The organism is Streptomyces sp. NBC_01515 (assembly GCF_045040345.1).
Taxonomy (GTDB): Bacteria; Actinomycetota; Actinomycetes; order Streptomycetales; family Streptomycetaceae; genus Streptomyces.
Genome location: NZ_CP109416.1, coordinates 1619197 through 1644583, shown reverse-complemented (window position 1 = coordinate 1644583; position 25387 = coordinate 1619197). Strand labels below are relative to the sequence as shown.

Here is a 25387-nt window from a genome sequence, read left to right as displayed (position 1 = left end):
TTACATGAGTCCTGTCTCCGTCGGACGTGTGCTGCGTCGCGGGGCCTGTGCCGGAGCCGTGGGGGCGTTGGCCGTCGCCGGTCTCGGGAGCGGGGCGGCGGTCGCCGACGACGTGCCGCAGACCGATGCGCTGGAGATCCAGTCGCCGTACGACGTGGCGGCGACCGTCGCTCCCGACGGTGGTGTCGCACAGTACCGGCCGCTGGCGCTGGGGCTGACGCACAGCAATGACGCCTTCACCCTGACCGACGGACGGCTCACCGTCGACGCCTCCGGACTCACCGGGGTCGCCGAGGTGGCCTGGCCCGACAACTGCACACCGGACGACGGCGGCACCGTCGCCGTGTGCGACACCGGGGACGTGCCGATCCCCTACAGCGCGCAGGTGCGGCTGAAGGTCCGGGCCGTCGCCGGCGCCGCCGTCGGAGCGCAGGGCACGATCACGTACTCCGCCGAGGCCACCGGCGGCCCCGACGGCACACTCGTCGCCCAGCGCAGCAACGACACCACCGTCACCGTGGGCTCCGGCGTCGACCTCGGGATCAGCACCCCGCCGGACGCCAACGGCGTCGCGCCCGGCACCAGCCTCACCGTGCCGTACGCGATCACCAACACCGGCGACGAGACCGCCCACGGCTTCAGCCTGAGCATGTGGGCGACGTACGGCCTCGACATCACCACCCGCTACCCGCAGTGCGCCTACACGGGGCCGGACGTCAACGGCAGTGGCGATACGGTCGTGACCTGCTCCTTCGACACCGATGTCGCCCCCGGTGCCACCGTCGAACTCCCGGAGCCGCTGCAACTCGCCGTCACCGACCGCGCGTTGTACGACCGCTTCGACTACGACGTCGAGCCCCTCGGCGACGCCACCGACCTCGACAGCTCCGACAACAGCCGCTCCTGGCACATCAACGCGGACAACACCGCCGACTTCGCGGTCTACGGCACCTCGGTGAGCGGCGCGGCCGGTGACACCGTCACCTCCGGCTTCCGCTTCGTCAACCACGGACCCGCCTGGGCCGGCGACGTCAGCGCCGGCGATCCGATCACCACGCTCGACTTCCACCTTCCGGAGGGCACCACCGTCACGTCCGTGCCCAGGACCTGCCACAACGCCTGGACCTCCGGCGACGACCCGACCGTCGGCCACTACGCGTGCACCCTGCCGACCTGGGCCAAGCCCGACCTGGACGTCAGCTTCCCGTTCCAAGTGCGCATCGACCGGGTCGTCCCCGACGCGACGGGCCACGTCACGACCCTGTCCTACAACGGCACGCCCCTCGCCTTCGACTCCAACACCGAGAACAACACGGCCGAGGTGATCGTCAACCCGTCCGCCTGATGGTGACGTTGGGGGGCGAGCCCGTAGTTCGTCCCCTCAACTTCCCCCGAGAGCCCGCCCGTTCACGTCGACTCCCGTTTCACCAACTCCGTCGGCAGTATCACCGCCGCCGTGTCCTCGCCCCCGATCTGCGCCAGCAGCACCCGCACCATCTCCGCGCTGATCCGGTCGAACGGCTGCCGCATCGTGGTGAGTTCGGGACTGGACGCCAGCGCGGCGGGGGAGTCGTCGAAGCCACCTACCGCCACGTCCTCCGGCACCCGCCGCCCGGCCCGTTCCAGCGTGGTCAGTACGCCCCGCGCCATCAGGTCCGAGGCGACGAACACGGCGTCCAGGTCCGGGACTTGGGCGAGCAGCCGCTCGGCACCCTTCTCACCGCTGAGCCGGCTGTAGTCGCCGGAGACGACGAGACGGTCGTCCACCTCGATACCCGCCTCCGCGAGCACCTCCTTGTAACCGGCGAGACGCTCGACACCGCCCGGCGTGTCCAGCGGGCCGGTGACCGTGCCGATGCGGCGGCGGCCGAGGGAGAGCAGGTGCCGGGTCATGTCACGGGCGCCGTCCCGGTCGTCGGCGGCGACATAGCTGATCTTGGAGCCGAGCCCGATCGGCTTGCCGCACGCGACCAGCGGTACGCCCGCCTCGCTCAGCTCCTCCGCCACCGGGTTCCCGGAGTGGCTGGAGACCAGCAGCACCCCGTCGACGTGCCCGGAGGTGATGTAGCGCGTGATGCGCCGCCGTTCGTCCTCGGTGCCGGCCAGCATCAGCAGCAGCGGGATGTCGTGCGCGGCCAGCGCCTGGGTGCAGCCGCGCAGCAGGATGTTGAAGTTGGGGTCCTCGAAGAACTTCTCCTGCGGTTCCGTCAGGAGGAAGCCGACGGAGTCCGAGCGCCCGGTGATCAGTGAACGGGCGTGCCGGTTGACGACGTAACCCGTCTTGCGGATGGCCGCGTTGACGGCCTCCTGTGCGGCCGGGCTCACATAGTGCCCGCCGTTGAGGACACGCGACACCGTGCCCCGCGAGACACCGGCCTCGCGCGCCACGTCATGGATCGTCGGTGGTCTGCGCCGACCCCCCGTATTGGTCATGGTCAAGACTCTACGGCTCCCGGACCCGGAGCCAGAAGCGCCGTGCTGGGAGCGTTCACAGCAGAGAAACATCAGGGACACTTGTCAGCGGTCACGGGCGTGCGGTTATGTTGGGGCGGCGCCCCAGGGCGTGCTGTGTGCACGTTCCCAAATGATCGACTACGGGAGAGATCCATGCCGGAGACCACCCCTAAGGGCCTCACCAGGCTCGCCTTCGGTGGGGACTACAACCCCGAGCAGTGGCCGGAGAGCGTCTGGCAGGAGGACGTCCGGCTGATGCGCGAGGCCGGCGTCACCATGGTGAGCGTCGGGATCTTCTCCTGGGCACTGCTCGAACCCGAGCAGGGTGTGTACGACTTCGGCTGGCTGGACCGGATCATCGGCCTGCTGCACGAGAACGGCATCCGCGTCGACCTCGGCACGCCCACCGTCTCCCCGCCCGCCTGGTTCTACCGCGCCCACCCCGAGGCCCTGCCCGTCACCGCCGACGGCACCCGCTACGAGTTCGGCTCCCGCGGCGCGATCTGCCACAGCAACGCCGACTACCGCGCCGCCGCCGCGAACATCACCACCCGGCTCGCCGAGCGCTACGGCGACCACCCCGCCCTCGCGCTGTGGCACGTCTTCAACGAGTACGGCGTCCCCGTCTCCGCCTGCTACTGCGACTCCTGCGCCGCCCACTTCCGCCGCTGGCTGACCGCGACCTACAAGACCGTCGACGGCGTCAACGAGGCCTGGGGAACGGCCTTTTGGGGCCAGCGCTACGGGGACCTCGGCCAGGTCAACCCGCCGCGCCTCACGCCGACCGCCGTCAACCCGGCCCAGGCGCTGGACTACACGCGGTTCGCCGACGCCACGATGCGCGAGAACTTCGTCACCGAACGGGACATCCTGCACCGCCTCGCGCCCGGCATCCCGGTCACCACCAACTTCATGGCCGCCCTCAGCCAGTGCGAGTCCGTCGACTACTGGGCCTGGGGCCGCGAGGTCGACCTCGTCACCAACGACCACTACCTGATCACCGACGGCCGCCGCACCCACGTCAACCTCGCGATGGCCGCCGACCTCACCCGCTCCGTCGCGGGCGGCGCCCCCTGGCTGCTCCTCGAACACTCCACCTCGGGCGTCAACTGGCAGCCCCGCAACCCCGCCAAGGCCCCCGGCCAGATGGCCCGCAACGCCCTCTCCCACGTGGCGCGCGGCTCGGACGGCGCGATGTTCTTCCAGTGGCGCCAGTCCCGGCGCGGCGCCGAGAAGTTCCACTCCGCGATGCTCCCGCACGGCGGCACGGAGACCCGTGTCTGGCGCGAGGTCGTCGAACTCGGCGCATCCGTCGAGGAGTTGGGCCGGATACGCGGCACGCGCACGCGGGCCGACGTGGCCGTCGTATGGGACTGGCACTCGTGGTGGGCGCAGAAACTCGCGTGGCGCCCCAGCGAGGACCACGACGCCCGCGAGCGTGCCGACGCCTTCTACGAGGCCCTCTACGACCGCCACCTCACCGTCGACTTCGCCCACCCGGAAGCCGACTTGTCGGCCTATCCCCTTGTCGTCGTACCGGCGCTGTACCTGATGACGGCGGCGGCAGGGCGCAACCTCCAGCGGTACGTCGAGAACGGCGGCACCCTCGTCGTCTCCTACTTCTCCGGCATCGTCGACGAGCACGACGCCGTCCACGAGGGCGCCTACCCCGGCGCGCTGCGCGACGTACTCGGCCTGACCGTCGAGGAGTTCTCGCCCCTCCTGGCCGACCAGCGGGTACGCATCACCGGACCCGACGGCTCCGAACTCACCGGCGACGTCTGGACCGAGTTCGTCGTCCCGGACGGCGCCGAGACCGTGTGGACGTACGCCGAGGGCCTCACCGCCGACCACCCAGCCGTCACCCGGCACCGCCTCGGCGACGGCACCGCCTGGTACGTGTCGACCCGCCTCGACGCCCACGGCCTGGACGCCCTGCTCGGCTGGGCGACCGAGGACGCCCGGATCTCGCCGCGCGCCGACCTGCCGTACGACGTCGAACTCGTGCGCAGGGAGGGCGAGTTCGGCAGCTTCCTCTTCGCGATCAACCACAGCGCCTCGGACGTCAAGGTGCCGCTCGGCACCGACGGCACCGAGCTGCTGACCGGCGAACGCGCCGCCGGCGGTCTCGCGGTCCCCGCCGGAGCCGTCCGGGTCGTACGTCTCGACGGCTGAGTCGAACTCCCCTCCGCCCGCGCGTGCCACGAGCCGCGGGTGGAGGGGGTCCTGTCCGCTGTCCGGCGTGCGGTTCTGTTCGGCTACGGCGGTGTGGTTCGGCCAACACCGGTCCCGGGAGCCGGTGTCCGGTCGCTCCCGTGCGATCGCGCCCCGCCCGTTGCCCCACGCCCCAGGGCCGATCGGCCCTCTCGAACAGGACCGTTCGGTCCCGGACAAGGGTCACCGAGTCCGGGACGTGGCGGACCGTGCTGCGGGAGAGTGGGAGGACGCGGCAAGCGGCGCGCAGAACGGAGGGTCACGCCATGCTGAGGACTCCGACAGGCCAGCGACGGTTGGACATCCTGGAGTGGCTGAGAGATCCGGCCACCCATTTCCCGGACCATCGGTATGTCCCCGAGGCAGGTGTCACCTCGGAGGCCGTGGCGGCCAAGCTCGGGGTGCCCCGCCAGGTCGCCGACACCCATCTCGAACTCCTGGCGGGCATGGGCCTGTTGCGTGTGCGGCGGATCCGGCTGCGCACGTACTACCGGCGCGACGAGGTCCGTATCGCCGAGGTGGCCCGGATGTTCGAGAAGGGCTGGTAGCCCGGCCCGGGTCTCACACCTTGTCCTGTTCGGAGCGCGTCGGCGGTTCCTCCGGCTCGGCGGACACCGGGGCGTCCGGTGCCTCCGGTTCCGTGCGGAAGGCCGCGTCGGGATCCCCGAACCGCTCGCACAGCAGCCTGCCCACCAGCGCGCCGCCGTAGAGCACGAAGCCGACGCCGACCAGCCAGGACTCGACGACCAGGACCGTACCGACCGGGCCGTAACTGACCGCGTTGGTGACCAGGAGCGGGGTGAACACCAGGTACGAGAACCAGCGCAGGCCGACCAGGCCCGCCATCGTGGCGAGCGCGCCCGGGAGCAGATAGCGCCAGGGGACCCGGTGGTTGAGCAGGAAGTGCGGACCCCACCAGAAGAACAGCAGGCCGGCCGCCATGCTGAGCAGGATGCGGGGCGTGCCCTCCAGGACGTTGCGGGTCTGCACCTGCGCGTACAGGTAGCCCATCAGCATGACCAGCCAGATGAGTTGGCGCCAGATGCGGTTCCACGGGGCGCCGGTCGGGAGCCACACGTGCTCGTAGCCGCTCTGCACACTCGACGCGAAGGACAGGCCGAACAGCGCGAGCAGCGCCACGCTCCACGCGCTGGTGGCGCCGATGACCTTGCGGGGCGGGGTGAAGACGTCGGTGAGCGCACGGGCGGACCGGCCGGACAGGTCCATGCCGTCCACCAGCCACAGCGCGAACCCGCCGTGCCCGAGCGGGTCGGCCGCGGCCACCACGATCAGCAAGGGCGCGAGGGTGACCAGGGCGAGCGTCGCGAACCCCATCGCCCGGTGCAGCAGCTCCAACTCCCGCCCGCGCCGGTTGAGTTCGGCGAACCCCAGCCCCTGCCACACCGCGCGCACCCGTCTCACCGCGGACGTCCCGCACGGTGGGTGGCCGACCGTGACATGAGGGCCCCCTTCTCGCCGACCGGCAGCGGGAATCGGGTCACCAGCAATACGCTCGGCAAACGTGGCCCGGTGTCGCGACGACCGGGAAGCGCGGCAGATGACCGGGAAGAGCAGCAAGGTTACGCGCCCCGGACCGAACCGTGGAGGCTTTCATGGAGCGACCCGAAGTCCGACCCGACGCGCTGCTCGCCCGCCGCTACGTCGCGATCGGCGGGCGCGGTCCGGAGGACGTGGTCGCCGACGCCCGCGGCCGGGTGCTGACCGGCGTCGAGGACGGCCGCATCCTCCGCCTCGACGGACTGACCGACCCCGAGTCGGTCCGGGTGGAGACCCTCGCCGACACCGGCGGCCGACCGCTCGGCCTCGAACTCCTCCCGGACGACGGCCTGTTGGTGTGCGACGCGGAACGCGGACTGCTGCGGATCGACCTCGGGGACGGCTCCGTGCGGGTCCTCGCCGACTCGGTGGCGGGGGAGCGGTTGCGGTTCTGCAGCAACGTGGTCGCCCTGTCCGACGGCAGCGTGTACTTCACCGTCTCCAGCCGCCGCTATCCGCTCCACCAGTGGCTGGGCGACATCGTCGAACACACCGGCACAGGAAGGCTGTTGCGCCTCGCGCCTGACAGCGACACCCCCGAAGTCGTCCTGGAGGGGCTTCAGTTCGCCAACGGCCTTGCCGCGAGCGCCGACGAGTCCTTCCTGGTGATCGCGGAGACCGGTGCCTACCGCCTCACCCGCTACTGGCTCACCGGACAGCGGGCGGGCCATGGCGAACCCTTCGTCGAAGACCTCCCCGGCATGCCCGACAACATCTGGCGCGCGGGCCCCGACGGACCGCTCTGGGTCGCCCTGGCCGGACCCCGCGTGCCCCCGCTCGACCTCCTCCACCGCGCCCCGGACGCCGTACGGCACACCGCCGCGCGGATCGCCGTACACGCGCCCCACCGCCCCACGGGCACGATCGGGGCCCTCGCGGTCGACGACGAGGGACACGTCGTCCACCACCTGATCGCACGCGGCTCTCCCTTCCGTATGGTCACCGGCGTCTGCGAGGCGGCCGGCCACCTCGTGCTGGGCAGCCTGCGCGAACGCGGTGTCGCGCTGTGCGAGCCGCCCGCCCCGAAGTGACCCCGGCACGTCCCCGGCGTTACCCTGATGCCCGGCCGCGATCACCTCTCGCGGCGCGGCGGTGGGGCCCGCCGTACCCGAACCGCGGCAGAGGTGCCGCCAACAATCCCTACTTGTAGAGGCGTGTGCCCCCAGGGCCCCCGACGAGTAGGAGACGTACGGCCATGACAGCTCCCGAAGCCGAGAGCCTGCGGGCCCGGACCGAGGCCCCGCGCCCGTCCGTCTGGCGGGGTCAGGGGCCGGTCGTCGCGGTGGTCGCGCTCGGCGGCGCGATCGGGGCCGTGGCCCGGTACGCGGCCTCGCTGTGGTGGCCTGTGCAGAGCGGCGGTTTCCCGTGGACGACCTTCGGGATCAACGTCGTCGGGTGCGCCGTGATAGGCGTGTTCATGGTGGTCGTCACCGAGGTGTGGGCCGCGCACCGGCTGGTGCGGCCGTTCTTCGGCACCGGCGTACTCGGCGGCTTCACCACCTTCTCGACATACGCCGTCGACATCCAGAAACTGGTCGACGAGGGCCATCCCCGCACCGCGCTCGCGTATCTCGCCGCGACCCTGCTCGCGGCCCTCACGGCGGTGTGGCTCGGGGTGGCGGTGGCCCGGCGGGTCCTGAAGCGGAGGCAGCGATGACCAGGCTGACCGGCGGCGCCCTGCGGGTGACGATCTTCATCGGCGAGAACGACACCTGGCACCGCAAGCCCCTCTACACGGAGATCGTGCACCGCGCCCACGCGGCCGGGCTGGCCGGTGCCAGCGTCTTCCGGGGCATCGAGGGCTTCGGCGCCTCCTCCCTGATCCACACCACACGACTGCTGTCGCTGAGCGAGGACCTGCCGGTGGCGATCGTGATCGTGGACACCGAGGAGCGCGTACGGGAGTTCCTGCCGCGGCTCGACGAACTCGTCGGCGAAGGGCTCGTGATCCTCGACGAGTGCGAGGTCATCCGGTACGTGGGCCGCGTCGCGGACTCCGGCGCATCGGACCGGAAGGGTAAGAGGTCGTTGTGAACTGGGTGTTGGTGGTCGCGGGAGCCATGGTCGGTGCCCCGCTCCGGTATCTCACCGACCGCGCGGTGCAGACCCGGCACGACACCGTGTTCCCCTGGGGCACCTTCGCGGTGAACGTGTCCGGCTGTCTGATTCTCGGTGTGCTGACCGGTGCGGTGTCCGCCGGTGCGGCGGGTCCGCATCTCCAACTCCTCGTCGGGACAGGGCTTTGCGGGGCCCTGACGACGTACTCGACCTTCTCGTACGAGACACTGCGGCTGACCGAGACAGGGGCGGGGCTCTACGCTGCCGCCAACGTCGTCGGCAGCGTGACGGCGGGCCTCGGTGCGGCATTTGTCGGGGTGTCGATCGCGGAGGCCCTGTGGACGTAAGGGCTCGGGCGTCTCCCGTGCCCGAGCAGGACCGTTCCCGGCGCTATTGTCTACAGCACTGTCGACCAACTCCCAAGAACTGGATCTCATGAGTGTCATCAGCGTCGGTCAGGCCGCCGTCCTCGGAGTCGTCGAGGGGGTGACCGAGTTCCTTCCGGTCTCCTCGACCGGCCATCTGAAGATCGTCGAGGGGCTGATGAAAATCCCCGTCGACGACGATTCCGTCGTCGGGTTCTCGGCCGTCATCCAGGTCGGCGCCATCGCCGCCGTGCTCGTGTACTTCTTCAAGGACATCGTGCGGATCGTGACCGCGTGGGGCCGTGGCCTGCGCAACCGCGAGGAGCGCTACCACCACGACTACAAGTTCGCCTGGTGGGTGATCTACGCGACGATCCCGATCGTGATCGTGGGCCTGGCCGCCAAGCCGCTCATCGACGGTCCGCTCGGCTCGCTGTGGGTGGTCGCCGCCTCGCTGATCGTCGGCAGTGGTGTCATGTGGTGCGCCGACCAGATGGGCCGGCACAAGCGCGGTGAGGACGACACCACCTTCAAGGACGCGATGCTGGTGGGCAGTTCGCAGATCCTGGCGCTGCTCTTCCCCGGTTTCTCGCGCTCCGGCGCCACCATGTCCACCGGTCTCATCCTCGACCTGGACCGCGTCGCCGCCACCCGGCTCTCCTTCTTCCTCGGCATCCCCGCGCTGACCGGCGCGGGCATCTACGAGCTGAAGGACGCTCTGGGCGCGGGTGTGGGCGCCGCCCCGCTGGCCGTCGGCACGATCGTGTCCTTCGTGGTCGCCTACGCCTCCATCGCCTGGCTGCTGAAGTTCGTCGCGAAGCACTCCTTCAACGCGTTCGTGATCTACCGGATCATCATCGGTCTGCTGCTGTTCGGGCTGCTCGGCACGGGTGTCCTCAACAGCTGACAGCCGCTGACACCGGGCGGACGATCATCGCAGCGGGCGTGAAGCCGGATTTTCAGGCTTCATGCCCGCTGAATTTTTCTTTTCGGATCGCTTGACAGCACTGTCCCGTCACCCGCAGGATCACGTCCGTGAACCTGTCAGACAGCCAGACAGGTGGAGTCGGGCCGCGGCGCGTCAGCGCCATGGAAGCGGTGCTTGTCCACCTCCGCGGCGCCATCGAGCGCGGCGACTACGCCATCGGCGACAAGCTCCCCTCCGAGGCGGAGCTGTGCCGCACCCTGGAGATCAGCAGGCCCGTGCTCCGCGAGGCTCTGCGAGCCCTGCAGACCATGGGGCTGACCGTCTCCAAGACCGGCAAGGGCACCTTCGTGGTGGCCAACGCCGTGGAGGACCCCACCTTCGGCGACTACGCGGCCAGCGACCTGCTGGAAGTGCGCCGCCACGTCGAGATCCCGGTCGCCGGGTACGCGGCACTGCGCCGCACCCCGGAGAACCTGGACCACCTGGCCCACCTCCTGGACCGCATGGAACAGGAGACCGACACCACCGCGTGGGTCGCGATGGACACGCTCTTCCACCTCGCGGTGGCCGAGGCCGCCCAGAACCCGGTGTTCCGCCGGGTCATCGAGGAGATCCGCGACGCGCTGGCCCGCCAGTCCGCGTTCCTCAACGAACTCGGCGGCCGGCGCGAGCAGTCCAACCGCGAGCACCGGGCGATCGTCGAGGCGCTGATCGACGGCAGTGAGCCGGACGCCGTCGAGGCCATGTCCCACCACCTCGACCGGGTCGAGACGACCCTCACCGACATCGTGCGCCCCGCGCGCACGAACACCCCCACGGAAGGCGGACCCGAGGCGTGAGCGAGCAGTCCCTGCACGACGGCGTGCAGAAACGATCCGGCCATGTCGACGCCGGAGACGCCGGCTACAGCAAGTCCCTGAAGTCCCGGCACGTCAACATGATCGCCATCGGCGGCGCGATCGGCACCGGCCTGTTCCTCGGCGCGGGCGGTCGCCTGGCCGACGCCGGCCCCTCCCTCTTCATCGCGTACGCGGTCTGCGGCCTCTTCGCCTTCCTCGTCGTCCGCGCCCTCGGCGAACTCGTCCTCTACCGGCCCTCGTCCGGCGCCTTCGTGTCGTACGCCCGCGAATTCCTGGGTGAGAAGGGCGCGTACATAGCGGGCTGGATGTACTTCCTCAACTGGGCCACCACCGGCATCGCCGACATCACCGCCGTGGCCGTCTACACCCACTACTGGAGCATGTTCTCCGACATCCCCCAGTGGGTGATCGCCCTCATCGCGCTCGCCGTGGTCCTCACGGTGAACCTGATCTCGGTGCGGATGTTCGGCGAGCTGGAGTTCTGGTTCGCGATCATCAAGGTCAGCGCACTCGTCGTCTTCATGCTGATCGGCATCTTCCTGCTGGTCACCCAGCACCAGGTCGACGGCACCACCCCCGGCCCGTCCCTGATCACCGACAACGGCGGCATCTTCCCCAACGGCCTGCTGCCCATGCTCCTGATCATCCAGGGCGTCGTCTTCGCCTACGCCTCCGTCGAACTGGTCGGCGTAGCCGCCGGCGAGACCGAGAACCCTGAGAAGATCATGCCGAAGGCGATCAACTCGATCATGTGGCGCGTCGCCCTCTTCTACGTCGGCTCGGTCGTCCTGCTCTCGATCCTGCTGCCCTGGAACAAGTACAGCGCGGGCCAGAGTCCCTTCGTGACCGTGCTGTCGAACATCGGTATCCCGGCGGCCGGGGGTGTCATGAACCTCGTCGTCCTCACCGCGGCCATGTCCTCGCTCAACTCCGGCCTGTACTCCACCGGCCGCATCCTCCGCTCCATGGCGATGTCCGGCTCCGCCCCCAAGTTCACCTCGGTCATGAGCCGCAGCCAGGTCCCCTACGGCGGCATCCTGCTCACCAGCGGCATCTGCGTCCTCGGCGTCGGCCTCAACTTCGTGGTCCCGGCGGACGCGTTCGAGATCGTCCTCAACTTCGCGGCGATCGGCATCCTCTCCACCTGGGGCATGATCATGCTCTGTCACTTCCTCTTCTGGCGGAAGACCGAGAAGGGCGAACTGACCCGCCCCAGCTACCGGTTGCCGGGTTCCCCCTGGACCGAACTCGTGACGCTGGCCTTCCTCGCCTCCGTCCTGGTCCTCATGTACGCCGACGGCGGCGCCGGACGCACCACCGTGCTCTGTCTGCCGCTGATCGCCGCCGCGCTCGTCGCCGGATGGTTCGCCGTCCGCCGCCGCGTGGCCAGCACGTCCTCCACCGCACCCGACGCGTGAGACCCACGTCGTCCTGACCCCGACAGGCAGAGATGTACAGCAGTTCCCTCGCGGACCCACCCCTCATCCGTGAACCCCTCCACGCACCCGTCGCCCACCTCATACGCGGCGGAATGATCGAGGGCATCCACTACGGCTCCGTCGTCGTCCTCGATGCCGACGGCCAGGTCCAGCTCCAGATCGGCGACATCGAGGCGGCGTTCTATCCGCGCTCGGCGATCAAGCCCGTGCAGGCCGTCGCCATGGTGCGGGCCGGGTTGCCGCTCGACGGTGAGCTGCTCTCGCTCGCCGCCGCCAGCCACTCCGGCGAGGAACGTCACCTCGCCGGGGCCCGGCGGATCCTCGAACTCGCCGGGCTCACGGAGGACTCCCTGCGCAACGTTCCCGACCTCCCGTTCGACCCGGTCGTGCGGGATGCCTGGGTGCGCGAGGGGCGGGCGCCGTCCCGGCTCGCCCAGAACTGTTCCGGGAAGCACGCGGCCATGTTGTACGTGGCGAAGCTCAACGGGTGGTCCCTGGACGACTATCTCGATCCGGCCCATCCGTTGCAGCAGGCGATCGCGGAGATCGTCGAGGATCTCACCGGGCAGCGGATCGCTCGGGTGACGGTCGACGGGTGTGGGGCTCCTTTGTTCTCCATCTCCCTGCATGGGCTCGCTCGGGCCGTTGCTCGGATCACCACCGCTGCGCCTGGGACGCCTGAGGCTCGGGTTGCTGACGCAATGCGGGAGTTTGCGGAGATGGCGTCCGGGGCGGGGCGGGATGTGGCCGCGTTGATGCGGGCCGTTCCTGGGCTGCTTGCCAAGGACGGGTTCGAGGGGGTTCAGGTTGCCGCGTTGCCTGATGGGCGGGCTGTTGCTGTGAAGGTCTCGGACGGGGCCAATCGGGCGCGGGTGCCTGTCGCTGCGGCTGCGCTGGTGCGGGCCGGGGTTGAGGAAGGGCTGCTCACCGAGTTCGCGGGGGAGCCGTTGCTCGGTGGGGGCGAGCCGGTTGGTTGTGTTCGGCCGGTGCGTGCGTTGGACCCTGTGCCGCCGTTGTCTGCGTGTGCCTAGATCTGTTGTGGGGTTGCTGCGGGTCCGTTGTGGCTGGTCGCGCCCACGCGGCGGAGCCGCATATCGATACAGCCCCGTGCCCCTAAAAAGCACCTGAACGCTGTTGGAAGAGGAACCCATGACTGTCGTCAGCCGTCGCGAACATGATCTGCTCGGAGATCGGGATGTACCCGGCGATGCCTACTGGGGTGTTCACACCCTGCGGGCCACGGAGAACTTCCCCATCACCGGGACGCCGATCTCCATCTATCCGCACTTGATCAATGCTCTCGCCGCCGTCAAGGAGGCCGCTGCTCTCGCCAATGAGGAGTTGGGGCTGCTCTCGCCGGAGAAGACGGGCGCCATCGTCGCCGCCTGCCGGGAGATCCGGGCCGGCAAGCTGCACGACCAGTTCGTGGTGGACGTGGTGCAGGGCGGGGCCGGTACCTCGACCAACATGAACGCCAACGAGGTTGTCGCGAACCGGGCGTTGGAGTTGCTCGGGCATGGCAAGGGGGAGTACCAGTACCTGCACCCCAACGAGGACGTCAACCTTGGGCAGTCGACCAATGACGTGTATCCGACCGCCGTCAAGATAGCGACCGTCTTCGCCGTGCATGGACTGCTCAAGGCGATGGCTGTACTGCAGGACGCCTTCGGCCGTAAGGCTGTTGAGTTCCGTGACGTGCTCAAGATGGGCCGTACACAGTTGCAGGACGCGGTGCCGATGACGCTCGGTCAAGAGTTCTCGGCGTACGCGGTCATGATTGACGAGGATCGTCAACGTCTTGACGAGGCTGTGCAGTTGATCCATGAGATCAACCTGGGGGCCACGGCCATCGGGACCGGGCTCAATGCTCCTGCCGGGTATGCGGAGTCGGCCCGGCGGCATCTCTCGGAGATCACCGGGCTGCCGCTGGTGACGGCGGCCAACCTGGTCGAGGCCACGCAGGACTGCGGGGCGTTCGTGCAGATGTCGGGGGTGCTCAAGCGCGTTGCGGTCAAGCTCTCCAAGAGCTGCAACGATCTGCGGCTGCTGTCCTCGGGGCCGCGTGCGGGGCTCGGGGAGATCAACCTGCCGCCGGTGCAGGCCGGTTCGAGCATCATGCCGGGCAAGGTCAACCCGGTGATCCCCGAGGTCGTCAACCAGGTCGCCTTCGAGGTGATCGGCAACGACGTCACCATCACGATGGCCGCCGAGGCCGGACAGCTCCAGCTCAACGCGTTCGAGCCGATCATCCTGCACTCGCTGTCGGAGTCCATCACGCATCTGCGGGCCGCCTGCCTCACCCTCGCCGAGCGGTGCGTGGACGGCATCACCGCCAACACCGAGGCGCTGCGCGCGAGCGTGGAGAACTCCATCGGCCTGGTGACCGCGGTGAACCCGCACATCGGGTACACGGCCGCCACCGACATCGCCAAGGAGGCCCTCGCCACCGGCCGGGGCGTGGCCGAACTCGTCCTGGAGAAAGGCCTGTTGCCCGCCGAGACGCTCGCCGCCCTGCTGCGGCCCGAGGTCCTGGCCGGCACCGGCCCCGTGGCTGTCTGATCCGCGGACGCGCACCAGGACCCGCCCGGAGGCACAATGGTGATCATGTCCCCATCCATGGCCTTCCAGCCGGTCCTGGAGCGCATCGCCGGTGAGATCGAGCGGATGCCAGGCCGCGGCCAGGCCGCCGACTACATCCCGGCGCTCGCGGCCTGCGACCCGCGCCGCTTCGGCATGGCCGTCGCGGAACTGGACGGCACGGTGTACGGCGTGGGGGACTGGCAACAGCCGTTCTCCACGCAGTCCATCACCAAGGTCTTCACCCTCGCGCTCGACCTGGCCCGCGAGGGCGACGAACTCTGGGAGCACGTGGGCCGCGAGCCCTCCGGCAACCCCTTCAACTCCCTTGTCCAGCTGGAGTACGAGAGCGGCATCCCGCGCAACCCGTTCATCAACGCGGGCGCGCTCGTCGTCACCGACCGCCTCCAGACCCGTACCGGAGACGCTGCCGGAGAGCTGTTGGCCTTTCTGCGTACGGAGAGCGGGAACCCGTCCCTCGGTTTCGACAAGGAGGTCGCCGCCTCCGAGTCCGCGAACGGTGACCGCAACGCGGCCCTCGCCCACTTCATGAAGTCCTACGGCAACATCGACAACGAGGTGCCCGTCCTCCTGGACCAGTACTTCCGGCAGTGCTCCGTCATGGCGTCCTGCGCGGACCTCGCCCTCGCCGCCGGTTTCCTGGCCCGGCACGGCAGCCGCGCCGACGGCTCCCGGCTGCTCACCCTCACCCAGGCCAAGCAGGTCAACGCGGTGATGCTGACGTGCGGGACGTACGACGCGGCGGGCGAGTTCGCCTACCGGGTGGGGCTGCCCGGCAAGAGCGGGGTGGGCGGCGGGATCATCGCGATCGTCCCGGGCCGGTGCACGCTCGCCGTGTGGAGCCCGGGACTTGACGAGCGGGGGAACTCGGTGGCCGGCGTCGCGGCCCTGGACCGCTTCACGACGCTCACCGGGGTGTCCGTGTTCTGATCGGCCTCAGCCCAGGAACTCGGTGAGCAGCGGCAGCAGGACCTTGTGCCGCATGACCCCCATGTGCGTGGTGCCGGGCAGCACGGCGAGTTGTGCGTCGGGGATCAGCCGGTGCATCTCGGCCGCGTGCTCGATGCGCATGAAGTCGGTGTCACCGATGACGAGGAGGGTGGGCGCGGTCACCGCGCGCAGGTCGTCGGCGGTCCAGGGCAGCGGTTCGTTCGCCGCCGCCGAGGCCTTGGCGAGGAAGTCGTGGAAGTGCTCGGGGTGCGGTGCGACGGCCGCGTAGGCGTCGGACATCTCCTCGAAGTCCGCCTGGCCGGGCATCCGGGGCGAGCTGAAGTCGGGGGTGCGGATCTCCTCGTGGATGCCGTCCTGGCTGTACTGAGCGGCCGCCGGCACGATCCGTCCGACCCGCTCCGGGTGCCGGACCGCGATCTCCAGCGTGACCAGTCCGCCGAGGCTGAAGCCGATGAAGTCGGCCTGGCGGACGCCGAGTTCGTCGAGCAGCGCGACCACGTCGGAGGCCAGGTCGGGGATCGTCAGCGGCCGGTCGGTGTCGGCGGTGTGGCCGTGGCCCTGGAGTTCGGGGGCGATCACGTACCGCTCGGCGGACAGCGCGGGCAGCATCGTCCCGAAGGTCAGACCGACGGTCTGCACACCGCCGTGCAGCAGCACCAGCGGGCGTCGGCCCTCGTGCTCGGTGCCATGGATCTCGTAGTACATCTCCTGGCCGTTCACCTTGGTGCGGGCGGAGCTGGTCGGCACGGTCATCACGTCCGTTCTGGGAAAGTCGGTCATCAGGGAGACCGGTCGCGGACCGAGAACTCATCGGTGCCGAGGGCCGAGCACACGGAGGTCACGCGCAGTCCGCCGCCCCGAGAGCGGCAGGTCGCCTTCCCGCCATCCGGCGTTGACACGCTTGGCGAGTGTTGGCCATGGCTTTTCCCGTCGATCTCCGCCGCTGCCAGGTACTCGGTCTCGCCGGTACCGCCGTCCTCGCGCTGGGCGGTGAGACGGCCGGGGCGCTGCCGGCCGCGGACCTCTTCTCCCCGGCCTCCGCGCAGGCGGCGCTCGGGCTGGTCGGGGTCTACTTCGGTGTCGTCCTGCTGATAGCGGCCTGGCTGCTGCTGGGCAAGCTGATCCGCAGCGCCGAACCGCCCACCCCGCGCTCCCTGTTCCTGGTCCTCGCCGTGTGGGCGGCCCCGCTGCTGCTCGCGCCGCCGCTGTTCAGCCGGGACGTGTACAGCTATCTCGCCCAGGGCGCGATGGTCGACGCCCACATGGACGTCTACGCGCACGGTCCGGCCGCGCTCGGCGGCCCCCTCGCCGACGAGGTCGCCCCGCTGTGGCAGCACACCGGGGCGCCGTACGGTCCGGTGTTCCTCGCCGTGGCGTCGTGGCTGTCCGGACTGACCCGCGGTGAACTCCCCGCCGGGCTCTTCGGGATGCGGCTCGTCGCGCTCCTCGGAGTGGGCCTGATGGCCGCCGCGCTGCCCCGGCTCGCCCGGCACAGCGGCGCCGACCCGGCCGCCGCGCTCTGGCTCGGCGCCCTCAACCCGCTGGTCCTGCTGCACCTCGTCGCGGGCGCCCACAACGACGCGATCATGCTCGGCCTGCTCGGCGTCGGCCTGGTCGCCGCCCTCGGCCGCTGGCCGGTCCTGGGCGCCGTACTCGTCACGCTCGCCGCCCTGGTCAAGGCACCGGCCGCGCTCGGCCTCGCCGCGGTCGTGCTCCTCCAGATCCGCGCGGGCCACCGCCCGGCCAAGGCCGTCACGACGACCGTCGTCGCGTCCGCCGCCACCACGGTCGCGGCCACGGCCTTCGCGGGCACGGGCTACGGCTGGATAGGCGCCCTCGACACACCCGTCTCGGCGCACAACTGGGCCCTCACCAGCCTCCTCGGCCGCGCCACCGGCGCCCTGCTGAAACACCTCGGCAGCGATCTCGCCCCCCTCGCCGTCCCGGCCTGGCACGCCCTCGGCCTCGCGGTCACCGGCGCGGCCATCCTCGCCATCTGGTTCCGCCTGCGCCCCAGCCCGGTCTACGCGCTCGGCCTGAGCCTCGCCGTCGTCGCCGCCTTCGGCCCGGCGATCCGCCCCTGGTACGCCCTGTGGGGTCTCTTCCTGATCGCCGCCGCCGCGCCCAGCACGTCCGTACGACACCGGGTGGCCGCCGTCACCGGCGTCCTCGCCCTCGCCGTCCTGCCCAGCGGCGGTCCCGCCGACGCCGGACAACTCGTGCTGGCCGTCTCCGGCGGCGTCCTCGCGATCGTCGTCCTCTGGCAGGCCCGCCAGGCGGCGGAGGCCCCGGCCCTGGGACGTACGGCATGAGAACACCCGCCACCGACCGCGGCCGACTCCTCCTGGTGCTGGCCCTCGCCGCGGTCGTCGCCGTCTTCACCGTGACCGTCCCGCTGCTGCGCGACTGGTTCGACCTGCGCGTCTACTACGGCACCGTCCACACCTGGCTCCACCACGGCGGCCGGATCTACGACTACCGGGTGCCCGGCACGACGTACGGCTTCACCTACCCGCCGTTCGCCGCCGTCGGCATGGCCCCGATGGCGTACCTCGGCCTCGGCACCGCGATCATCGCCGCACTCGTCCTCAACCTCGCGGCTCTCGGCGTCGTCCTGCGCATCCTGGCCGGGCCCGGCTGGCGGCGCTACGGCTGGTTCGGGTGGGCGCTGGTGGCCTGCGGGCTGGCGCTGTTCGAGCCCTTGCGCGACACCTTCAGCTTCGGGCAGGTGAACCTCATACTGCTGGCCCTAGTCCTCGGCGACGGCTGGCTGCTGTCCACCGGCCGGGGCCGCTGGGCGGGCGTAGGCACCGGCCTCGCGGCGGCGATCAAGCTCACGCCGGCCCTGTTCATCGCCCTGTTGCTGCTGGCCAGACGCTGGAAAGCCGCCGCGGTGGCGACGGCTGTGGCGCTCGCGGCGACCGGGCTCGCGGCCCTGGTGGTCCCGGCCGCCTCGACGTTCTACTGGACCGACGCGTTGTGGGACACGACCCGGGTGGGCCGCCTCGACTACGTCTCCAACCAGTCCCTGCAAGGCGTCCTGGCCCGGCTCGGCGAGACGGGCCGCCCGCTGTGGGCGACGGTCGTCGTCCTTGTCCTGGCCGTGTGGGCGGTGCGTGCGCGCCGTGCGATCGTCCTGGGGGACTGGACGGCCGCGGTCGCGCTGACCGGGCTGACCGCGTGCCTGATCAGCCCGATCACCTGGGTGCACCACCTCGTGTGGCTGCTGCCGTCGTTCGCCGTGCTGGTCCGCGCCGGGCACCCACGGATCGCGGGCGCCCTCTACGCGGTGATGTGCACGAGCGTCGTGTGGCTGTGGTTCGACGACTCCTCGGGCATCGACGGCTTCCTCGGCAGCAACACGTACACCTGGATCACCCTCGGCCTGCTGCTGTGGCTGCCGACGGGTCAGACCGGCGGGAGCCGCCTGATCCTGAGCCGGATCGCGGCCACCACCGCGCCCGCGCCCAGCACGGCCGCGGCCACGATCGCCGCCGTCTCGGCCCAGCCCGGACCCTCGTCCGGTACGACCGCCGCGGCCACCGGCACCGCCGAGGGACCCGACCTCGGCCTGGCCCGCAACGCGTCCAGCGACCCCACCGGATCGACCCGCCCGGCCGCCGCGAACCCCCAGTCGAGCAGCTCGCGCGCCTCCTCGTACACGGTGAAGCCACCGCCCGCCTGAGGATTCATCACCGTGACGACGAGCGACCGCCCGCCCCGACGGGCCGCCGCGACAAGGGTGTTGCCCGCGTGCGTGGTGTAGCCGTTCTTCACACCGATGACCCCCGGATACCGCTCCACACCGTCGTTGCCGGTCAGCAGCCGGTTGGTGTTCTGGATGCCGTACGACGATCCCTCACCCGGGAACTGCGCCTCGGCGGTGGAGCAGTAGCGGGCGAAGTCGGCGTTGCGCAGTCCGGCGCGGCCGAACACCGCGAGGTCGTAGGCGGAGGACACCTGGCCGTCGGTGTCGTAGCCGTCGGGCGAGACGACATGGGTGTCGAGGGCGCCGAGAGCCCGTGCCTTGGCCTGCATCCGCGTGGCCGTGGTCTGCCAGCCGCCGTTGAGGGAGGCGAGCACGTGCACGGCGTCGTTCCCGGAGTTGAGGAAGACCCCTCGCCACAGGTCGGCGACGCGATACGTGTGGCCTTCCTCGACGCCGACGAGGCTGCTGCCCTCGCCGATGCCGGCCAGGTCCTGTTCGCTGACGCGGTGTTGGATGCCGCCGGGGAGTGCGGGGAGGACGGTCAGGGCGAAGAGGGTCTTCAGGGTGCTGGCGGGTGGGAGCCTGCGGTGGGCGTCGTGGGCGGCGAGGACTTCGCCGGTGTGGGTGTCTGCGACGAGCCAGGAGAGGGCGGAGACGTCCGGGATGTTGGGGGCGCCGGGGTGTGGGCGGACCTGGGTGTCGGGGTGGTTCAGGAGTGCGGGTGGGGGTGTTGCTGTGCCGGGGTCCGACCCGGTGTGGGCTGTCGCCGTGGCGGGGGTGAACGCGAGGGCGCCCGCGAGGCAGAGGGCGCAGGCCGACACGGTGATCCGGGGTGGGAATCCGATTGTCATACCGCAAACGTAGGAACGGAGACGCTGCGGAGGGTGTTGGCCGGGCCGAGGGGGGTTCGTCAACACCCGGATGCGCTAGTGATTTGTCTGCGGGCCCGGTGGGGGCTGGGCGCGCAGTTCCCCGCGCCCCTGGGGAAAGGCGCTCGGGTCAGTTTGTGGGCAGAGTTGGCTGGATCTGCCGTAGGAACGTCGCGTTGTCCGGGGTCTCTCGCATCCGCTCCAGCAGAGTTTCCAGGCTGCCCTGGGCGTCCCTGTTCTGGAGGACGCGGCGGAGGCCTCGTACCGCCGTCAACTCGGCCGGGGTGAGGAGGAGTTCCTCTCGGCGGGTACCGGACGGGGTGATCTCGATGGCCGGGAAGATCCGGCGGGAGGCCAGGTCGCGGCTGAGGCGGAGTTCCATGTTGCCGGTGCTCTTGAGTTCCTCGAAGTAGACGCTGTCGGCGAGGGAGCCGGTCTCCACCAGTGCGGTGGCGAGGATGGTGAGCGAACCGCCCTCCTCGGCCAGGCGGGCGGCGCCGAAGAACTTCTTCGGGCCGATCAGCGCGGTCGAGTCGACGCCGCCGCTGAGGGTGCGGCCACCGGAGGCCGCCGCGTTGTTGTGCGCCCGGCACAGCCGGGTCAGTGAGTCGAGGAGGATCACGACGTCCTCGCCCGCCTCGACGAGGCGCTTGGCCCGCTCGATGACGAGTTCGGCCAGCGCGATGTGCTGCTTGGGGGCCTTGTCGAAGGTGGAGGCGTACACCTCGCCGCGCACGGAGCGCCGCATGTCGGTGACCTCCTCGGGCCGCTCGTCGAGCAGGACGACCATGAGGCGGGCCTCGGGGTGGTTGCCGGCGACGGCCGCCGCGATCTGCTGGAGCAGTACGGTCTTGCCGGTCTTGGGCGGGGCCACGATCAGCCCGCGCTGGCCCTTGCCGACGGGGGCGATCAGGTCGGCGACGCGCCCGGTCAGGCCGGCCGCCGGGTGTTCGAGGTGCAGCCGCTCACGCGGGTGCAACGGGGTCAGGTCACGGAAGTGGCGTCGGCCGCGCAGTTCGGCGGGTGTGTGCCCGTTGACGAACGCGACCTCGGTCAGGGCGCGTTGCCCGCCGCGGACGCCTTCCACGAGGTCGCCCTTGCGCAGGCCGTGTCGGCGGATCAGCGCGGGGGAGACCTGGAGGTCGGTGGGCGTGGGCTGGCAGTCCAGTGCCCGCAGGTGCCCCTTCCCGTTGCCGTCGATGTCGAGGACACCGGTGGCGGTCTGGACGCGGGGCTGTTCCTGTACTGGGGGTTCGAGTGTGGTGGTCATGATGGGGGGTCCTTTCAAGGACGGGATGCATGTGTCATGCGGAAGGAAGGGGGGAGAAGCCGCAGGTGGAGGGCGAACTGGCGCTCCTCGGGGCGGCGGGGAACATCACCTCGGGTACGACGACAAAACGTCGGTCACGAAGTGGTGTGGAGAAGCCGGTGTGCCGGTCGGAGATCGACGGGCTGTTCGGCGAAGGTGAAATGAGATCCGCACCGGCGCCCAGAAAGGGGCGTGCACAAGTGCTGACTGCACCGTAGCACACCCGGTGCGGCTCTGGGTGTGACGTAGGGCTCAGCGGCTCGCCAAGAGGCCGTACAGGAGCGGGATCCGGGGCTCGGGCAGGCGCCACCAGCCGGTCTCGGTCCGGACCATCTGCGGCCAGCGCGGCCACGGCAGTTCGTCGCTCTCGCGAAGGCCCCGGATGTTCAGTCCCGCTGTCGTCAACGCGTTGATGACCTCGTCTATTCCGTGCATCCACTCGTAGCTGTCGGTCGCCCCGGCTACGGCCGGGCCGTCGGTGTACGTGAACGTCGCGTCCCGGTGCACCGGGCCCCCGCCGCCCAGGTAGTCGTGGCGGAGCAGGAGTTCCGGTCCCTCGCCCGGAGTCGGCTTCGGGCCCAGCGAGTTGAGCAGGGGGTGGAACTCGACGATGTACAACAGGCCGCCGGGGCGCAGGAGTTGGGCGACCGTGTCCGCCCAGCGCGGCAGGTCCGGCAGGTAGCACAGGGCGCCCTTGCCGGTGTACACGACGTCGAACCGCCGTTGCCCCAGGGCCTCCACGGCGTCATACACGTTCGCTTGTACGTAGTCGACGTCGAGGCCCGCCTTCGCCGCGATGCCGTGCGCGGCGGCGACGGAGGCCTCGGAGAAGTCGAGGCCCGTGGCGCGCGCCCCGCGCTGTGCGAACGCGAGGGTCTCGGTGCCGAGATGGCACTGGAGATGCAGCACGTCACGATCGGCCAGTTCGCCCAGGTCGTCCCACTCGAAGGACGCGAACCAGCGGTCCGGGTCCGGGGTGCCGTCGAGGCCGTAGAAGCGGCTGGCGAGGTGGACGGGGGTGCGGGCGTCCCAGTTCGCCTGGTTGGCGCGCATCAGCCGGGACTGGTCGTCGGTGCTCATGGGGACATCCTGCCGTGAACCTGTGAGGAGTTTCCGGCTTCCCGCCTCATACCAGCCATACGAACCCCCGATGGCCCTTCGGTGACCCATTTCTTGTTCTCGTCAATGGCCGTACCTACGCTGCCACCACCGCACCACGGCGGCACGGGACAAGGGACTTGGCAATCATGGGTCGACTGGCCGGGAAAATCGCTTTCATCAGTGGAACGGGGGCTGGAATAGGGCGGGCCGCGGCGCTGGTATTCGCTGCGGAGGGTGCTGAAGTCTTCGGTTGTGACATCGACGCGGACAGTGCGGCCGAGACCGTGGAACTCGTCGAAAAGGGCGGCGGAATCATGCGGTCCCTCGCACCCGTGGACCTGTCCACCGAAGGCGGTGCCCGGGAGTGGATCGAGGCCGGGATCGCGGCCTTCGGCGGGATCGACATCCTCTACAACAACGCCTCCGCGCTGCGGAACGGCCCGTTCGAGACGATGCCCGCCGAGGACTGGTACTTCACCATCAAGAACGAGCTGGACATCCCCTACTTCTGTACGCAGGCGGCCTGGCCGCACCTGATCGCACGCGGTGGCGGGGCCGTTCTCAACGTCGCCTCCGTGGCCGCCGTACGCGGGGCGCCGTTCATGCCGATGGTGCCCCACGGGGCCGCCAAAGGCGGGGTGTTGGCCATGAGCCTCCACCTGTGTGCCGCCGGCGCTCCGCACCACATCCGGGTCAACACCATCGCGCCCGGCATGACCCGCACCTCCGCCACCGCACCCTTCCTCGACGATCCGACAGGCCCCAAGGCCCAGTTGGAGGCCCGTATCCCGGTCGGGCGGGTGGGGCGGCCCGAGGACATCGCACGGGCCGCCGCCTTCCTCTGCTCCGACGAGGCGGCTTTCGTCAACGGCGCCAACCTCATGGTCGACGGCGGCGACAGCGCGATGGCGGGCTGAGCCGCCGTGACCACCCGACTCGACCACGTGGGCGTCAACGTACGGGATCTGGCGGCCCAAGTCGCTTGGTACCAGGGCGCGTTCGGCCTCAAGACCGTCTTCGAGTTCCACCTCGAAGCGCCCGGTCTACGAGGTGTCGTCCTGGAGCATCCGCGGGGCTGGCGCATCGAGTTGCTCGCCAGACCCGGCTCCGCCCCCGGCCTTCGCGCGCCGGACCCGATGACCGCCGTACTCACCCACGGATACGGGCACTTCGCGGTCACCACCCCCGAACTCGATCCCGTCCACGGCGCGTTGGTGGCCCACGGCGCGGGCGAGGTCATGGCACCCGGGCCGTCCCCCGAACCCGGAGTGCGGATGGCCTGGGTCAGTGACCCCGAGGGAAATCTCATCGAACTCATAGAGAAAAACGCAGAGTGAGGGCACGCACGATGACGGATTCGACCTCCTTGAAAAGACTGGACCCCGGAACACTCATAGCGTGCTGTCTCGCGGTCGCGGCGGCACAGTTGTGCATTACCGTTCCCTCGCCCATCAACGGAGAAATTCAGGCCGCATTCGGTGCGTCGGGTTCCCAAGTAGCCTGGGTCACCTCGGCCTTCATTCTCCCCACCGCGATTCTGGAACTGAATTTCGGTGTGGTGGGCGATCTCTTCGGACGCAAGCGGCTGTTGGTGCTCGGCGGACTCGTCCTGGCGCTCGGCGAACTCCTCAACTCCACCTCGCAGAACATCACCATGATGTGGACCGGGCAGGCCCTCGCCGGCATCGGCGCCGCCGCCCTGTTCCCCAGCTCCCTCGCCGTCATCGCGGCGGCCACACCCGACGGCAAGGACCGGGCGAAGGCCGTTTCCACCTGGGCCCTGTCGATCTCCCTGGCCTCCGCGCTCGGCCCGCTGTCCTCCGGGATCCTCGCCACGGTCGCCGACTTCCGCTGGGCGTTCGTCCCGCCGGTCGTCCTCGGTCTGATCGTCGCGGTCACCTCCTGGAAGCTCGTCACCGACTCGAAGGCGCCCGAGGGCCGCGCGCTGGACTGGCCCGGGCAGATCACCATCGCCGTCGGCCTCACCGCCCTGCTCTGGGGCATCATCGAGGGCGGCGACCGCGGCTGGGGCAGCGCGGCGATCGTCGGCTCGCTGGCCCTGGCGGCCGTCGCACTCGCCGGGTTCGTCGTCGCGGAGACCCGCGCGGCCTCGCCGATGTTCAACCTCGACCTGCTGAAGATCCCCTCGTTCGCGGCGGCGGCCGTCGTCGCCCTGGCCGGCATGTTCGGGTTCATCGGCACCGCCTACTGCGTCTCGATCCGCCTCGGCGCGGTGATGCACCTGAGCGCGCTGCGGGCCGGAATGCCGTTCGTGATCCTGCAGTTGATCCCGCTGCTGCTGGCACCGGTGCTCAGCCGGATGCTCACCAGGATCGACGCCCGCTGGCTCCTCATGGGCGGCCTGCTGCCCATGGCCGCCGGACAGTTCTGGATCGCCGCACTGCCCATCACCACCACCTCCCTGGCCGCCTTCATCGGCCCGGTGCTGCTGCTCGGCATCGGCTTCATCTGCGTGGTGTCCTCGCTGACCTCCGCCGCCGTGAACGCCGTACCGATCAACATGACCGGCATGGCCAGCGGCGCGACCAGCCTGGTCCGCGAGTTCGGGCAGGGCCTCGGACCGGCCGTGATCTCCACCATCGCGATGAGCCTCGCGTCCTCCGCCCTCGTCGGAAAGCTCAGCGGGGCGGACGCGGGCATGGAGAAGGCGGCCGGACCGCTCGCCGTCGTCAACGCGGGCAGCGCCCAGGCCAAGGCCGCCGCGCAGACCGCGCTCGGCCACGGCATGGCCATCGGCGTGGTGATCTGCGGCTGCGCCTCACTGCTGGGCGCGGTGGTCACCCTGCTGCTGGTCCGCAAGAACACCGAGCGCGCGGTTGTGGGGGCGGGGGAGCCGTCGGTGCAGGCTGCCACCGCGTAGCAGGTAAGACGTACGGGTCGTAGGGGAGAGGTCGGGGCCGGTGCCCCGGCCTCTCCATGTTTTTGCATCCGTGTTTTTTCTTGGCGGGGTGTCG

Annotated in this window: 23 protein-coding genes and 1 pseudogene; 18 read left to right on the top strand and 6 right to left on the bottom strand. The window is 70.2% G+C overall.

From position 1 onward, the window contains the following. Window positions 1-4: 4 nt before the first annotated feature. Window positions 5-1345: a hypothetical protein gene (locus tag OG407_RS07030; RefSeq protein ID WP_405856060.1), complete on the top strand. Its 1341-nt coding sequence runs from the start codon at window positions 5-7 to the stop codon at window positions 1343-1345. A 62-nt stretch (window positions 1346-1407) separates the two neighbouring features. Here the strand turns inward: OG407_RS07030 and OG407_RS07025 are convergent, their stop codons facing one another. After that, the gene (locus OG407_RS07025) at window positions 1408-2439 is read right to left on the bottom strand and encodes a LacI family DNA-binding transcriptional regulator (protein ID WP_405856058.1); all 1032 of its coding nucleotides are present in this window, start codon (window positions 2437-2439) and stop codon (window positions 1408-1410) included. A 168-nt stretch (window positions 2440-2607) separates the two neighbouring features. On the opposite strand from OG407_RS07025, the gene OG407_RS07020 reads away from it, so the two are divergent. After that, window positions 2608-4629 carry a beta-galactosidase gene (locus OG407_RS07020; RefSeq protein WP_405856056.1) on the top strand — a complete coding sequence of 674 codons (2022 nt, stop codon included), beginning with the start codon at window positions 2608-2610 and terminating at the stop codon, window positions 4627-4629. A gap of 305 nt (window positions 4630-4934) precedes the next feature. Further along, complete coding sequence (locus OG407_RS07015; RefSeq protein ID WP_365306615.1) at window positions 4935-5216, top strand: helix-turn-helix domain-containing protein; 282 nt, start codon at window positions 4935-4937, stop codon at window positions 5214-5216. A 13-nt stretch (window positions 5217-5229) separates the two neighbouring features. Here OG407_RS07015 and OG407_RS07010 read toward each other — a convergent pair whose 3' ends face one another. Next, window positions 5230-6090, bottom strand: coding sequence for a ribonuclease BN (locus OG407_RS07010; RefSeq protein ID WP_327406069.1), 861 nt, complete (start codon window positions 6088-6090; stop codon window positions 5230-5232). Between the two features lie 191 nt (window positions 6091-6281). Between OG407_RS07010 and OG407_RS07005 the strand changes: the two genes are divergently transcribed. The 10 genes from OG407_RS07005 (at window position 6282) to OG407_RS06960 (ending at window position 15403) form a co-directional block, all read left to right on the top strand. Further along, a complete protein-coding gene (locus OG407_RS07005; RefSeq protein ID WP_405856053.1) occupies window positions 6282-7256 on the top strand; it encodes an SMP-30/gluconolactonase/LRE family protein in 975 nt (324 codons plus the stop codon). Window positions 7257-7420: 164 nt separating this feature from the next. After that, entirely contained in the window at window positions 7421-7882 is a 462-nt protein-coding gene (gene crcB, locus OG407_RS07000; protein WP_405856051.1) for a fluoride efflux transporter CrcB, read from the top strand. After that, window positions 7879-8259: a DUF190 domain-containing protein gene (locus OG407_RS06995; protein WP_405856049.1), complete on the top strand. Its 381-nt coding sequence runs from the start codon at window positions 7879-7881 to the stop codon at window positions 8257-8259. The genes crcB (OG407_RS07000) and OG407_RS06995 overlap by 4 nt, the downstream gene beginning before the upstream one ends. Continuing rightward, complete coding sequence (gene crcB / locus OG407_RS06990) at window positions 8256-8630, top strand: fluoride efflux transporter CrcB (protein ID WP_405856047.1); 375 nt, start codon at window positions 8256-8258, stop codon at window positions 8628-8630. Before OG407_RS06995 ends, crcB (OG407_RS06990) begins: the two co-directional genes overlap by 4 nt. A gap of 88 nt (window positions 8631-8718) precedes the next feature. Beyond that, the gene (locus tag OG407_RS06985; RefSeq protein ID WP_405856045.1) at window positions 8719-9555 is read left to right on the top strand and encodes an undecaprenyl-diphosphate phosphatase; all 837 of its coding nucleotides are present in this window, start codon (window positions 8719-8721) and stop codon (window positions 9553-9555) included. Between the two features lie 182 nt (window positions 9556-9737). Continuing rightward, window positions 9738-10415 carry a FadR/GntR family transcriptional regulator gene (locus tag OG407_RS06980; protein WP_033278612.1) on the top strand — a complete coding sequence of 226 codons (678 nt, stop codon included), beginning with the start codon at window positions 9738-9740 and terminating at the stop codon, window positions 10413-10415. Further along, entirely contained in the window at window positions 10412-11854 is a 1443-nt protein-coding gene (locus tag OG407_RS06975) for an amino acid permease (RefSeq protein ID WP_405856043.1), read from the top strand. The genes OG407_RS06980 and OG407_RS06975 overlap by 4 nt, the downstream gene beginning before the upstream one ends. A gap of 32 nt (window positions 11855-11886) precedes the next feature. Further along, a complete protein-coding gene (locus OG407_RS06970) occupies window positions 11887-12906 on the top strand; it encodes an asparaginase (protein WP_405856041.1) in 1020 nt (339 codons plus the stop codon). A gap of 118 nt (window positions 12907-13024) precedes the next feature. Beyond that, on the top strand, window positions 13025-14434 hold the full coding sequence (gene aspA / locus OG407_RS06965) for an aspartate ammonia-lyase (RefSeq protein ID WP_405856039.1): 1410 nt from the start codon (window positions 13025-13027) through the stop codon (window positions 14432-14434). Between the two features lie 36 nt (window positions 14435-14470). Beyond that, window positions 14471-15403, top strand: a complete 933-nt coding sequence (locus tag OG407_RS06960; RefSeq protein WP_329352243.1) for a glutaminase — start codon at window positions 14471-14473, stop codon at window positions 15401-15403. Window positions 15404-15409: 6 nt separating this feature from the next. Here the strand turns inward: OG407_RS06960 and OG407_RS06955 are convergent, their stop codons facing one another. Beyond that, entirely contained in the window at window positions 15410-16204 is a 795-nt protein-coding gene (locus tag OG407_RS06955; protein WP_405856037.1) for an alpha/beta fold hydrolase, read from the bottom strand. A gap of 137 nt (window positions 16205-16341) precedes the next feature. Between OG407_RS06955 and mptB the strand changes: the two genes are divergently transcribed. Both mptB and OG407_RS06945 read left to right on the top strand, forming a co-directional pair. Then, entirely contained in the window at window positions 16342-17736 is a 1395-nt protein-coding gene (gene mptB, locus OG407_RS06950) for a polyprenol phosphomannose-dependent alpha 1,6 mannosyltransferase MptB (protein ID WP_405856035.1), read from the top strand. After that, entirely contained in the window at window positions 17733-19109 is a 1377-nt protein-coding gene (locus OG407_RS06945; protein ID WP_405856033.1) for a glycosyltransferase 87 family protein, read from the top strand. The genes mptB and OG407_RS06945 overlap by 4 nt, the downstream gene beginning before the upstream one ends. 59 nt (window positions 19110-19168) lie before the next feature. On the opposite strand, the pseudogene OG407_RS06940 reads toward OG407_RS06945, so the two are convergent. The 3 genes and pseudogenes from OG407_RS06940 to OG407_RS06930 all read right to left on the bottom strand — a co-directional run. Further along, window positions 19169-19984 (bottom strand): annotated as a pseudogene (locus tag OG407_RS06940) (D-alanyl-D-alanine carboxypeptidase family protein); the annotation flags it as partial. Between the two features lie 148 nt (window positions 19985-20132). Beyond that, window positions 20133-21272 (bottom strand): transcription termination factor Rho, encoded by a 1140-nt coding sequence (rho, locus tag OG407_RS06935; protein WP_405856031.1) that lies wholly within the window; start codon window positions 21270-21272, stop codon window positions 20133-20135. Between the two features lie 291 nt (window positions 21273-21563). Beyond that, window positions 21564-22391, bottom strand: coding sequence for a class I SAM-dependent methyltransferase (locus OG407_RS06930; protein WP_405856029.1), 828 nt, complete (start codon window positions 22389-22391; stop codon window positions 21564-21566). Window positions 22392-22558: 167 nt separating this feature from the next. On the opposite strand from OG407_RS06930, the gene OG407_RS06925 reads away from it, so the two are divergent. The 3 genes from OG407_RS06925 to OG407_RS06915 are packed head-to-tail and all read left to right on the top strand — an operon-like array spanning window position 22559 to window position 25293. Further along, window positions 22559-23329: an SDR family NAD(P)-dependent oxidoreductase gene (locus tag OG407_RS06925; RefSeq protein WP_405856027.1), complete on the top strand. Its 771-nt coding sequence runs from the start codon at window positions 22559-22561 to the stop codon at window positions 23327-23329. A 6-nt stretch (window positions 23330-23335) separates the two neighbouring features. Next, entirely contained in the window at window positions 23336-23749 is a 414-nt protein-coding gene (locus OG407_RS06920) for a VOC family protein (RefSeq protein WP_405856025.1), read from the top strand. 11 nt (window positions 23750-23760) lie between these two features. Continuing rightward, window positions 23761-25293 (top strand): MFS transporter, encoded by a 1533-nt coding sequence (locus tag OG407_RS06915; protein WP_405856023.1) that lies wholly within the window; start codon window positions 23761-23763, stop codon window positions 25291-25293. Window positions 25294-25387: the final 94 nt, after the last annotated feature.